A 12,934-nucleotide genomic window follows, 5' to 3' on the forward strand; every position below is an offset into this window, starting at 1 on the left:
CAAATATGTCCAATTTTTATTGTGTCAATTGCGGATCAAAAAGCTCTAGTATTTCTAGCTTGACAGCAAATTCTTGTCCGCGTCACCCACTAGGTCCAAGCAAAGGCAAACACAGTCTTTACGAGGGTTCTGAAAAATCAAAATACAGCTGCAAGTATTGTGGTACATCGGCATCTAGCATATCTAGTTTAACCGCTAATTCTTGCCCAAGACATCCTAATGGTAGTGGAAAAGGGAAACATTCACCGGCATTGTAAAATAAAACAAATAATATGGAAATCATTATTGCATCAATAATAAGCACTTTAGTTTTAACGACATTAGTTTGGATAATTTTTTTTAAGAATATTCAAACTAAACTAATCCATGATAAAGAAAAATTATCTATTGAATTAGGTAATGTGAAATCTAACATTGATTACGAGGTCAATAGAAAACTTGACGAAAAAGTCTCTGTTTTAAATGAGCAAATTCTTGAATTAAAGAACAAGTGTATTATTATTGAAAGAGAATCTTATGATAAAGGAAAAAAAGAAGCATCTATAGAATTTGAAAAAGATTATTTTGTTAATGTTATTCCTTATAAAGAAACTTATGAGGGAGAAAGGGATTATGTGATTTTTGGAAAGAAAAACAAATACGTAAATGTTGGTTTTCAACGCCAACTATTTGTCAAAGGAATTCCCGTTTTTGATCCAGTATATAATTTTGTTGAGAAATATGAATTTAATGAATTTAGACTTAATGAAGCAGCTATTAATAGAGTTGTCAGTAACGCAATAAAGGCCATTGCTCCGCAAGCAGGTACCTTTATTAAAGTAGCCGAAAATGTAATAGAAAAATAATGAAGAATCACTTATATCTTTCCTTAATAATTATCTCTTTTCTATTTATTTCTTGCTCTCAAGAGAGTAAAATAAAAAATGCAATTGATAAATATGTAGAAAAAAACTTTAATGACCCTGGTAGCTATGAATTAGTAGATTTAAAACTATTCGATACAATTAATGAGCAAAAAGTATCGAAATACTTAATCGATCAAAGGGTAGAAAAAATAAAAAAAATTAAGAATTACGTTATGGAAAAAAAAGAAGAACATTCAAAAATTGCATCAAATGCTTTATTTAGTGGAAATCATTATTACTTAATATCAGCGATGAATAAATTAAATAAGCAAAAAGTAATTTTAAACAGATTAGAAAAAGATTCAATCCAAATGGTTCAAAATGAAATTAATCAACTGAAAAAATATGTTAATTCTAAAAATATTTCTCACTATCGATACGTACATGAATATAGAGCTAAAAATGATGTCGGAGCATTAGTAAAATGTTTAGATACTTTAAGAATTAATAAAGACCTCACATTAATTGAAGACTTCCAAGAGTTCTTGCTAAATAAGTATGGTGTTGGACTTCTAGAATAGAAATCATTTACAAGCTAAAAAGTTACTTTTTTAAAATCTCCTTGTTCAATTTCATCAAACATCTTTCAAATTAACATCTTCTTATTTTATGAAAAACACAAAAAATCAAATATTAGTTTTAATAACATTACTAACTTTTCTATCCTGCAACAATGAAAATAAAAGGAACTTAAATAAAAGCAAAATCCATGTTACAGTAGAGGAAAATAAAAATCTTAATCTCCAAAAAGAAGATACAAAACCATATGATACTTCATTAGCAAACAAAAAAGTTATTGATTTCGCTCATATTAGTGGAATGCTAGATTCTGAACCTACACTTACTGGCGAGTTTATGTCTAAACTTGATTTAAACAAATTTCAGATTTTTACAATCAAAGTAACTAATAAAAATGGCATCGAAGATGATGAAAAGATTAGAATTATTGACATTCTAGGGTATGAAAATCTTAAAGGTTATCACGCAAATGAACCTAATTACAATAAAAGATCATCAAATGAACCTGATATTTTAGAAAACAAAAACCGTTTTGAATTTATGGATTCATCAGGTTTTTGTGTTAAAACAATTGATTTTTATGATAATATATATGATAAACAACCTGAATGTACCTATCAAGTATTATCTGTCAGAAAATTTATTTATGAAAAGGAAAAAGAAAATATTCCTTTTCAGATGGTATATCCTGATAGACTTTTACGGTTGTGCAAATAAAATTATACCGAATTTTATCCAATCAACAGAGTGTAACACTAAAAAACAAAAAAATGAATAAAAAAATGTTTTTAATAACTTTGCTTATAATTCTGAACTTTCCCAATTGTAAATCTTTTAATGATAGTTTTGTAAAAGGCAGAACTTGTAATTCGTTTGGATTTTGCGGTCAAATTGATACAGAAAAGCTAATCATTATTGATGCTGGAGGAAAGATATTCAATCTTATAAAAACTGCTGATAATTTATATATGGTAAATGATGATCCAAATAACACCGTAGAAATAATTAATCAAAAAGAAATTTATTGGAGCAAATATGGAAAACTCATTATAAAACAATAGTAATTAGTATTTAAAAATTATCTTAACAAACAAAAAACGCTAACTCTATAATTAGCGTTTTTTTGTACCCCTTTTTAACACAATCTTCTAAACTGTTCTATCGAAAGAATAAATCAAAATGGTAACTTTGCTTCCGACCATTCGGAATTTATAAAAAACATGCTAGACAAAGAAAATACCATTGAAGTTCAAGGCGCTCGTGTGCACAACTTAAAAAATATAGATATTTCCATTCCTCGTGAAAAGCTGGTTGTAATTACCGGTCTTTCTGGATCTGGGAAATCCTCCTTAGCTTTCGATACCATTTATGCCGAAGGCCAACGCCGTTATGTAGAAACTTTTTCTGCTTATGCACGTCAATTTCTGGGTGGTTTAGAACGTCCTGATGTAGATAAAATTGATGGACTTTCTCCTGTAATTGCTATTGAACAAAAAACAACCAGTAAAAGTCCGCGTTCCACCGTAGGAACGATTACAGAAATTTACGATTTCCTCCGTTTATTGTACGCTCGTGGCGCTGATGCCTATAGCTACAACACCGGCGAGAAAATGGTTTCTTATTCTGATGAGCAAATCAAGGATTTGATTATTCAGGATTTTTCAGGAAAACGAATCAATATTTTGGCTCCAGTTATTCGTGCTCGTAAAGGACATTATGCTGAACTTTTTCAACAAATTGCCAAGCAAGGATTCCTTAAAGTTCGTGTAAACGGTGATGTGTTGGATATTACTTTAGGGATGAAACTCGACCGTTACAAAACACATGATATCGAAATTGTAGTGGACCGCATGATTATTGAAGATACTGCTGACAATGAAAAACGTTTGACAGAAAGCATTAACACTGCCATGCATCACGGTGAAAATGTGTTGATGGTTTTAGACCAAGATTCAAATGAAGTTCGTTTTTTCAGTAGGAATTTGATGTGTCCAACTACCGGAATTTCCTATCAAAATCCAGAACCCAATTTATTTTCTTTCAATTCGCCAAAAGGCGCTTGTGACCATTGCAACGGTTTAGGGACGGTAAACGAAATCAACACCAAAAAGATAATTCCAAACCCGAAATTATCGATAAAAGCGGGTGGTTTTGCTCCTTTGGGCGAATACAAATCCTCTTGGATTTTTAAGCAATTGGAAATTATTGGAGAAAAATATGGTTTCAAATTGACGGATGCTGTGGAAACCATTCCAGCTGAAGCAATGGAAATGATTTTGAATGGCGGAAAAGAAAAATTCACCATCAACTCCAAAGATTTAGGAGTTGCCAGAGAATACAAAATTGATTTTGAAGGGATTTCGCATTTCATAAAAAACCAACATGACGAAAGCGGTTCTACAACCATAAAACGTTGGGCAAAGGAATTCATGGACGAAATAAAATGTCCGGTTTGTGAAGGTTCCCGTTTGAAAAAAGAGGCGCTATTCTTTAAAATCAATGAAAAAAATATTACCGAATTGTGCGATATGGACATTTCGGATTTGACCGCTTGGTTTTTGGATTTAGAAAACCATTTATCTGATAAACAAAAAATTATCGCTACTGAAGTAATCAAAGAGATTAAGGACCGATTAAACTTTTTGATGAATGTAGGTTTGGATTATTTGGCTTTAAGCCGAAGCTCCAAATCACTTTCGGGTGGTGAAGCACAACGCATCCGTTTGGCAACACAAATTGGTTCGCAGTTGGTTGGTGTTTTGTATATTCTGGATGAGCCAAGTATTGGTTTGCACCAGAGAGATAATGATAAACTGATTCATTCTTTGGAACAATTACGCGATATTGGAAACTCTGTAATTGTGGTGGAACACGATAAAGACATGATTGAACGTGCGGATTATGTGATTGACATTGGACCAAAAGCAGGAAAATATGGAGGCGAAATCATCAGCAAAGGAACGCCTGCTGAAATTCTGAAACATCATACTATTACAGCGATGTATATGAACGGCGAAATGAAAATCGAGGTTCCTGCAAAGCGCCGTGAGGGAAATGGGAAGTTTTTAAAACTGACTGGTGCAACAGGAAATAACTTGAAAAATGTTTCGATAGAATTACCTTTGGGTAAAATGATTTGTGTGACCGGAGTTTCGGGAAGTGGAAAATCAACGTTGATTAATGAAACACTCTACCCTATTTTGAACGCGTATTATTTCAACGGTGTCAAGAAACCGCAACCGTATAAAAAAATAGAAGGATTGGAACATATCGATAAAGTGATTGATATTGACCAAAGCCCGATTGGGAGAACACCACGTTCAAATCCGGCAACTTATACCGAAGTTTTCACCGAAATCAGAAATCTTTTTACGATGACTTCTGAAAGTATGATTCGCGGATATAAAGCGGGACGATTTAGTTTTAATGTCAAAGGCGGACGTTGCGAAACCTGTGAAGGTTCTGGAGTACGCACGATTGAGATGAACTTTTTACCCGATGTTTATGTAGAATGCGAAACTTGTCAAGGAAAGCGTTTTAACAGGGAAACACTGGAGATTCGATATAAAGGAAAATCAATTTCGGATGTGTTGAATATGACGGTGGATGAAGCGGTTCCGTTTTTTGAAATGATTCCGAAAATTTACAGAAAAGTAAAAACCATTCAGGATGTTGGTTTGGGCTATATTACACTTGGCCAACAAAGCACGACACTTTCTGGTGGTGAAGCACAACGTATTAAACTGGCAGGAGAATTATCTAAAAAAGATACTGGAAATACGTTTTATATTCTGGACGAACCTACAACAGGCTTGCATTTTGAAGACATTCGAGTGTTGATGGAGGTGATTAATAAACTGGTTGACAAAGGAAATACGATATTGATTATCGAGCATAATATGGATGTGATTAAACTGGCCGACTACATTATAGACATTGGACCTGAAGGAGGAAAAGGCGGCGGACAACTTATTGCCAAAGGAACTCCCGAAGAAATTATAAAAATTAAGAAGAGCTATACGGCGCAGTTTTTGAAAAAAGAGTTACTTTAATTCCCCTCCTTTGGAGGGGTGCCTGGAGGGCGGGGTGTTTTTTTTTATTTACTTTCATTTTCGCTACAATTAACATTTTTCTGTAAATTAAGCCAAAAAAAAGTCCCTACCATTAATGACAATACATCCAAAGGAGTGGAATAAAAACAAATTCTATGGAAAACAATAGAGAAATAACAGCCTATATAAACACCCAGCCCATTTATAGAAATTTTATTGTAGACTTACCCTATAACATCAAACTAAAAGCTAGATCTCGAGCATTGCGTAAAGCAGGTGTGCTATCAGAAGTCATTTTTTGGTTGCAAGTACATAAAGGGATATTCTGGAAAATAGATTTTGACTGACAAAGAATCATTGGCAATTATATTGTAGATTTTTATGTAAAAACTCTAGGATTAGTAGTCGAAATTGACGGTTCGAGCCACGACAACAAAGAAGAGTACGATCAAAAAAGAGAAGATTATCTCGTTTCTTTAGGATTAAAAGTTTATAAAATTTCGGATTTAAGGGTAAAACATGATTTGAATAATGTGATGGAGGAACTAGAAAAATATATTGTTGTAGAATTTGGAAATAAAGAGGCTATTAGCTGAAATTTAGATAATAAAACCACCCCACCCTTCGGGCACCCCTCCAAATGAGGGGAAAAGCTTAATGACAACCAAGTGCAAAAGGAACTTCATGTAGAAATTATAAAAATTAAGAAGAGTTATATGGTGCAGTTTTTGAAAAAAGAATTACTTTAGTATTAAGAGTATTAGCCCAGATAGCAGTAAAAATCCTTATGAGCCGGGGTTCGGCGATTAAGATTGAAAAGGATAGCAGGAATTAGCTCCAAAAAAAATAAGATTATAAAATAGAGAATATGAGATTAGAAGATTTTGATAATGATGAGGATAAAGTAATCCAAGACCGATTAAAAAGAAAGACTTGGAACGAGATTAGAACCAATGATAGTTGGGCGATTTTTAAAATTATGGCCGAGTTTGTAAACGGTTATGAAAGTATGGGACGTATTGGTCCGTGTGTGAGTATTTTTGGATCTGCCAGAACAAAACCCGAAGATCCTAATTATTTATTGGCAGAAAAAATTGCCTACAAAATAAGTAAAGCAGGCTACGGTGTGATTACTGGTGGTGGGCCGGGAATTATGGAAGCGGGAAATAAAGGCGCACATTTGGGTGGAGGAACATCGGTGGGATTGAATATTGAATTGCCTTTTGAGCAACATTTCAACCCGTATATTGACAGCGATAAAAACTTGAATTTTGATTATTTCTTCGTTCGAAAAGTAATGTTTGTTAAATATTCCCAAGGATTTGTGGTGATGCCAGGAGGTTTTGGAACCATGGATGAGTTGTTTGAAGCGATTACTTTGATTCAAACAAAAAAAATCGCAAAATTCCCTATTATATTGGTTGGGACCAGTTTTTGGTCGGGATTAATTGAATGGATAAAAACAGTTTTAATAGAAAAAGAACATACCGTAAGTGCCGAAGATTTGAATTTATTCAAAATTGTGGATACTGAAGATGAAGTGGTTGATGTGCTGGATAAGTTCTATAAAAAATACGATTTAACCCCTAATTTTTAACAAAAAAGCTGTCTAATCAACAGCTTTTTTTTATGTTAATTAGACTATTTTTATAGCGTTTTATTCTAAAAAAAAGTATATTTATTTTTTTAATAAATTAATACCTGAATTTGAACTCATTCTTTAAAATTACGTTTTATGCTCTTGTTTTATTATTTTCAGTAAAGCAATATGCACAACATCATTCTGATATAACGGCTGAGTTAAATACGGAGAATAAAACGTTGAATATTCAACAACAAATTACTTTTTTTAATCAGTCAAACGATACGTTAACCTCCATTGTACTGAACGATTGGAATAATGCTTTTTCTACTAAAAACACTCCTTTAGCCAAACGTTTTTCTGATGAGTTTTACAGAGGTTTTCACTTAGCGAAAGAAGAAGAGCGTGGAAGCACGAAAAATGTAATCATTTTAGACGCAAATAAATTGGTTTTATCGTGGGAAAGACCAGATAGAAATCCTGATTTGATTGAAATTAAATTAAGCCAAAATTTACTTCCGAATCAAAAAATTGTTTTGCAGCTGACTTATCTAACTAAAATTCCCAGCGATAAATTCACAAAATACGGATACAATAATAACGGAATTATACACCTTAAAAACTGGTTTCTTACCCCAGCCCGTTATGAAAATCATGATTTTATACGCTACAGCAATACCAATTTAGATGATATTGCCAATGCTAATTCAAGTTTTGATATTGATTTAAAAACACCTAAAAATTTCGAAGCTATTTCTGATTTAAAAAGCAGTAAATCAAGTGTTAATGACCCTTTTATAAATTATAAATTATCGGGAAATAACAGAGTCGATTTCAATCTTATCATTGAGCCAAAAAGCCATTTTGAAAGTTATACAAATAGTGCTGTTGAAGTACTGACCGATTTAAGAAACAATAAATTAGATAATATTCAAAAAGCGATTGTAATCGATCGAATTGTGAATTTTGCAAACGATTTAATTGGAAAATATCCACATGAAAAGATTATTGTTTCTCAAACGGATTATGAGAGAAATCCTTTTTATGGCTTGAATCAGCTTCCGTCTTTTATAAGTCCCTTTTCGGATGAATTTCTTTTTGAAATTAAATTTCTGAAAACCTATCTGAATGAATATTTAAAAACAAGTTTACAATTAGACCCCCGAAAAGACAACTGGATATATGATGGTTTGCAAGTCTATGCCATGATGAAGTATATGGATGAAAATCACCCAAATACTAAAATGATGGGAAGTGTGTCTAACCTCCGACTATTGAAGAGTTATAATATTGCCAACATTGGTTTTAATGATCAATATAGTTATTTCTATATGCTGATGGCTCGAAAAAATCTGGATCAGGCACTTGGAGATCCAAAAAACACGTTGATAAAATTCAATGAACAAATTGCCAGTAAATATCGTTCCGGATTAAGCATTCGATTTTTAGATGATTATTTACAAAATGATGCTGTACCTGCCAGTATCAAACAATTTTACAATCAAAATCAGATCAAACAAGTTTCCAGAGCTGATTTTGAAACTATATTAAAATCAAATACCGATAAAGACATTAATTGGTTTTTCAATACCATTATTAACTCCAGAGCTATTATTGACTATAAATTTTCCAGCGTTAAAAAAACCAAAGACAGCATCACTTTTTCAGTAATAAACAAGACAGAAACTCCTATTCCCATCCCTGTTTATGGTACAAAAAAAGGCGCGGTAGTTTTTAAACAATGGCTGAATATTGAAGAATGCGACAGCACTTTTACGTTTCCGAGAAATGGTGCAGATAAAATTATTTTAAATTTAAAGAATGAAGTCCCTGAATATAATTTAAGAAATAACTGGAAAAAACTAGATGGTTTTTTTCCGAATAATCGTCCGGTTAAGTTTGTGTTTTTAAAAGATTTAGAAGATCCTTATTACAATCAAGTTTTATATGTTCCGTCTATATATTATAATTTATACGACGGAATAACTCCCGGAATACGATTGCATAATAAAACTATTTTAGACAAGCCATTCACATTTGACATCAATCCATCCTACTCTACTAAATCTAATAATTTATCTGGATCAGCTTCATTTGTAGTCAATCAAAATTATAGAAACAGCACACTTTATAATGTAAAATATTCTGTTAGCGGCTCTTACTTTCATTATGCGCAAGATGCTTCTTACTTTAGACTAAATCCTACGGTTCAATTGCGAATTCGCGAACCTAATTTTAGAGACAACAGAAAACAACTGATTCTTTTGCGACAAGTTATTGTAAACAGGGAAAAAAGCGCTTTTACCATGAACAATGCTCCATCTAATTATTCCATTTTTGATGCACGCTATGTAAATACAAAAACCGAAGTAACGAATCATTTCAATTTTAGTTCTGATATTCAGATTTCAGGAGAATTTGGAAAAGTAAATGGCGAAATAGAATATCGAAAGCTTTTTGAAAACAATCGTCAAATTAATTTGCGATTCTATGCGGGAAGTTTTTTATATAATAAAACTGAATCAGATTTTTTTAGTTTCGCATCAGACAGACCTACTGATTATTTGTTTGATTATAATTATTTTGGACGATCAGAAAGCGCTGGTTTTTACAGTCAACAATTCATAATGGCAGAAGGTGGTTTTAAATCAAAAATGGATACTCCGTATGCTAATAGATGGATTACCAGTTTAAATGCAAGTGTGAGTGTATGGAACTGGATAGAAATTTATGGAGATGTCGGTTTTATTAAAAATAAAAGCCAAAATGCAAAGTTTTTATACGACAGCGGTATTCGCTTGAACCTTGTAACAGATTACTTTGAGCTGTATTTTCCTGTATATTCGAATAATGGATGGGAAATAGCGCAAAATAATTATAACGAGAAAGTACGATTTATAGTTACTTTTTCGCCTAAAACATTAATCAATCTTTTTAATCGAAAATGGTTCTAATCCAATATAATTTTCATTATTCATTAAACTATTCTCATTAAAATGAATTTAAAATTACATATAACAAAAAAATAAAGTTCTTTTTATTAGAATAAATTGCAATAATTAAATTATATTTTTTTTAATGAATTATGAAAATAGCTAGTTTTTAAGTAAATTTGCCCCACAAAGTTATACTTTTCAATTATGATAAAAGAAAAAACCAATACTACATTGACATTTGAAGATTTCAAAATCGAGGTACTGAATGACTATAAATTAGCTATAATCAGTAGAGAATGCAGTCTTTTAGGACGTAAAGAAGTATTGACTGGAAAGGCTAAATTTGGCATTTTTGGTGATGGAAAAGAAGTACCACAATTAGCCATGGCGAAAGCCTTTAAAAATGGTGACTTCCGTTCCGGGTATTATCGTGATCAAACTTTTATGATGGCTATTGGAGAATTAACCGTGCAACAATTTTTTGCAGGTTTATATGGTCATACAGATGTTGAACAAGAGCCAATGTCAGCAGGAAGACAAATGGGCGGTCACTTTGCCACTCATAGTTTAAACGAAGACGGAACTTGGAAAAACTTAACAAAACAAAAAAACTCAAGTGCTGATATTTCTCCAACGGCTGGACAAATGCCAAGATTATTAGGACTTGCACAAGCTTCAAAAATATACAGACAAGTTTCTGGAATACCAAATGCGGCTAATTTTTCTAATGAAGGAAATGAGATTGCATGGGGAACAATAGGAAATGCAAGTACTTCTGAAGGTTTATTTTTTGAAACCATAAATGCTGCAGGTGTATTACAAGTGCCTATGGTTATGAGTGTTTGGGATGATGAGTATGGAATTTCTGTACATGCAAAACACCAAACTACTAAAGAAAATATCTCTGAGATTTTAAAAGGATACCAAAGAGAAAATGGGAGCAATGGCTATGAAATATTGAAAGTAAAAGGTTGGGATTATGCTGACTTAATTGCTACTTATGAAAAAGCTGCTGATATTGCCCGAGAAAACCACATTCCTGTTTTAATTCACGTAAATGAATTGACACAACCACAAGGACATTCTAGTTCAGGTTCTCATGAAAGATATAAAGATGCAAATCGTTTGGCATGGGAAAGAGATTTTGATTGTATCCGCCAAATGAAATTATGGATGATTGCCATCAATATTGCGTCACCAGAAGAAATTGATGCTATTGATGCTCAAGCCAAAAAAGATGTTTTAGAAGGTAAAAAAGCAGCTTGGAATGCATTTATTGAACCTATTATTGAAGAGCAAAAACAACTGGTGGGATTATTAGAAAAAATAGCTGAAACCAGTAAAAATAAAGATAGAATTTTACAATTCACATCTGATTTAAATAGTATTAAATCACCGTTGAAAAAGGAAATTCTAGTTACAGCACGTAAAGTTTTACGCTTAATCCTAAATGAAAACAGTAAAGAAGAATTGTCACAATGGATCAGTTTTTATACTAAAACTACGCAGGAAAAATTTAGCAGTAACTTATTTTCAGAAACAGATTTAAATGTTTTTTCTGTAGAAAAAGTGCTTCCGGTATATCCAGAAAATGCCAAAGAAGATACGGATGGCCGCATGATTTTACGTGATAACTTTGATGCTATTTTTACAAAATATCCTGAAACATTAATTTTTGGTGAAGATGCCGGAAATATTGGTGACGTAAATCAAGGTTTAGAAGGAATGCAGGAAAAATATGGAGAATTACGTGTTGCCGATGTTGGAATTCGTGAAGCAACCATAATTGGTCAAGGTATAGGAATGGCTTTAAGAGGCTTACGTCCTATTGCCGAAATTCAATATTTAGATTATTTATTGTACGCAATACAAATCATGAGTGATGATTTAGCAACACTACGCTACCGTACTGTTGGAAAACAAAAAGCGCCATTAATCATTCGTACCCGTGGTCATCGTTTAGAAGGAATCTGGCATTCCGGTTCTCCTATGGGAATGATAATAAATGCCATACGAGGAATTCATGTATTAGTCCCTAGAAATATGACTCAAGCAGCAGGATTTTATAACAGTTTGTTAGAATGTGATGAACCCGCTTTAGTAATCGAATGCCTAAATGGTTACCGATTGAAAGAAAAAATGCCGTTGAACTATGGCGAATTCAAAACTCCAATAGGTGTTGTGGAAACGTTGAAAGAAGGTACTGATATTACATTAGTTTCATACGGTTCAACATTGCGATTAGTGCAACAAGCAGCAAATGAGCTTCTTGAAGTAGGCATTGATTGTGAGATTATCGATTTACAGTCTTTACTACCATTTGACATCAACCAAGATGTGGTAAAAAGTATTGCTAAAACAAATCGCTTACTAGTTATTGACGAAGATGTTCCAGGGGGAGCTTCAGCTTATATTTTACAACAAATAATTGAGCATCAAGACGCCTATAACTATTTAGACAGTAAACCGCAAACCTTAACTGCAAAAGCACACAGACCTGCTTATGGAACAGACGGAGACTATTTCTCAAAACCTTCTGCAGAAGATATTTTTGAAAAAGTCTATGCAATGATGAACGAAGTTAATCCTTCGAAATATCCAAATTTGTATTAAGAACATCAATAAAAAATTAAAAAGCCAGATAAAATTCATGAACATGCCCCAAAAAGTTAGACACTATTTGGGGCATTTTTATGGAAAAAAAAGTAAAATATGATTATGCATTTAAGTTAGAATGTGTAGAATTAGTTTTAAAACAACATTTCACAGATGGATATGTTTCAAAATTGAAGCAGATTCCAAGATGGAATATTCGTAAGTGGATCAGTTTTTATAAGGCTTATGGTGAAATTGGTTTATTACCACGAATAAATCAAAGTTATTCCGCTGAATTTAAGTTAAAAGTACTCAAAACCATAGAAAAGGAATCTCTTTCCTTGA

At 32.6% G+C, this 12,934-nt stretch carries 12 protein-coding genes; all 12 read left to right on the plus strand.

Annotated features, from left to right (window positions below):
• The first annotated feature begins 5 nt into the window (after positions 1-5).
• On the plus strand, positions 6-257 hold the full coding sequence (locus QLS31_RS10920) for a hypothetical protein (protein ID WP_282743888.1): 252 nt from the start codon (positions 6-8) through the stop codon (positions 255-257).
• A gap of 15 nt (positions 258-272) precedes the next feature.
• On the plus strand, positions 273-845 hold the full coding sequence (locus QLS31_RS10925) for a hypothetical protein (RefSeq protein ID WP_282743890.1): 573 nt from the start codon (positions 273-275) through the stop codon (positions 843-845).
• Positions 845-1,426: a hypothetical protein gene (locus QLS31_RS10930; protein ID WP_282743891.1), complete on the plus strand. Its 582-nt coding sequence runs from the start codon at positions 845-847 to the stop codon at positions 1,424-1,426. Before QLS31_RS10925 ends, QLS31_RS10930 begins: the two co-directional genes overlap by 1 nt.
• An 88-nt stretch (positions 1,427-1,514) precedes the next feature.
• Positions 1,515-2,141, plus strand: a complete 627-nt coding sequence (locus tag QLS31_RS10935; RefSeq protein ID WP_282743892.1) for a hypothetical protein — start codon at positions 1,515-1,517, stop codon at positions 2,139-2,141.
• A 53-nt stretch (positions 2,142-2,194) separates the two neighbouring features.
• Positions 2,195-2,485 (plus strand): hypothetical protein, encoded by a 291-nt coding sequence (locus QLS31_RS10940; protein WP_282743893.1) that lies wholly within the window; start codon positions 2,195-2,197, stop codon positions 2,483-2,485.
• Positions 2,486-2,644: 159 nt separating this feature from the next.
• On the plus strand, positions 2,645-5,476 hold the full coding sequence (gene uvrA, locus QLS31_RS10945; protein ID WP_282743894.1) for an excinuclease ABC subunit UvrA: 2,832 nt from the start codon (positions 2,645-2,647) through the stop codon (positions 5,474-5,476).
• Positions 5,477-5,631: 155 nt separating this feature from the next.
• A complete protein-coding gene (locus QLS31_RS10950) occupies positions 5,632-5,823 on the plus strand; it encodes a hypothetical protein (RefSeq protein WP_282743895.1) in 192 nt (63 codons plus the stop codon).
• A 9-nt stretch (positions 5,824-5,832) separates the two neighbouring features.
• Positions 5,833-6,072: a DUF559 domain-containing protein gene (locus QLS31_RS10955; protein WP_282743898.1), complete on the plus strand. Its 240-nt coding sequence runs from the start codon at positions 5,833-5,835 to the stop codon at positions 6,070-6,072.
• Between the two features lie 272 nt (positions 6,073-6,344).
• Entirely contained in the window at positions 6,345-7,073 is a 729-nt protein-coding gene (locus QLS31_RS10960) for a TIGR00730 family Rossman fold protein (RefSeq protein WP_099715326.1), read from the plus strand.
• A gap of 191 nt (positions 7,074-7,264) precedes the next feature.
• Positions 7,265-10,012, plus strand: a complete 2,748-nt coding sequence (locus tag QLS31_RS10965) for an aminopeptidase (RefSeq protein WP_282743899.1) — start codon at positions 7,265-7,267, stop codon at positions 10,010-10,012.
• A gap of 186 nt (positions 10,013-10,198) precedes the next feature.
• The gene (locus QLS31_RS10970) at positions 10,199-12,607 is read left to right on the plus strand and encodes an alpha-ketoacid dehydrogenase subunit alpha/beta (protein ID WP_282743896.1); all 2,409 of its coding nucleotides are present in this window, start codon (positions 10,199-10,201) and stop codon (positions 12,605-12,607) included.
• Positions 12,608-12,687: 80 nt separating this feature from the next.
• The coding region (locus QLS31_RS10975) for a helix-turn-helix domain-containing protein (RefSeq protein WP_282743897.1) at positions 12,688-12,934 on the plus strand (247 nt) is incomplete at its 3' end.

This window comes from Flavobacterium sp. XS2P24 (genome assembly GCF_030010285.1).
In the GTDB taxonomy this organism is placed as follows: Bacteria; Bacteroidota; Bacteroidia; order Flavobacteriales; family Flavobacteriaceae; genus Flavobacterium; species Flavobacterium algoritolerans.

Coding starts and splice junctions, on each gene's coding strand:
- QLS31_RS10960 (WP_099715326.1), top strand. CDS start 6,345: ATGAGATTAGAAGATTTTGATAATGATGAGGATAAAGTAATCCAAGAC.
- QLS31_RS10970 (WP_282743896.1), top strand. CDS start 10,199: ATGATAAAAGAAAAAACCAATACTACATTGACATTTGAAGATTTCAAA.
- QLS31_RS10930 (WP_282743891.1), top strand. CDS start 845: ATGAAGAATCACTTATATCTTTCCTTAATAATTATCTCTTTTCTATTT.
- QLS31_RS10935 (WP_282743892.1), top strand. CDS start 1,515: ATGAAAAACACAAAAAATCAAATATTAGTTTTAATAACATTACTAACT.
- QLS31_RS10925 (WP_282743890.1), top strand. CDS start 273: ATGGAAATCATTATTGCATCAATAATAAGCACTTTAGTTTTAACGACA.
- QLS31_RS10950 (WP_282743895.1), top strand. CDS start 5,632: ATGGAAAACAATAGAGAAATAACAGCCTATATAAACACCCAGCCCATT.
- uvrA (WP_282743894.1), top strand. CDS start 2,645: ATGCTAGACAAAGAAAATACCATTGAAGTTCAAGGCGCTCGTGTGCAC.
- QLS31_RS10940 (WP_282743893.1), top strand. CDS start 2,195: ATGAATAAAAAAATGTTTTTAATAACTTTGCTTATAATTCTGAACTTT.
- QLS31_RS10920 (WP_282743888.1), top strand. CDS start 6: ATGTCCAATTTTTATTGTGTCAATTGCGGATCAAAAAGCTCTAGTATT.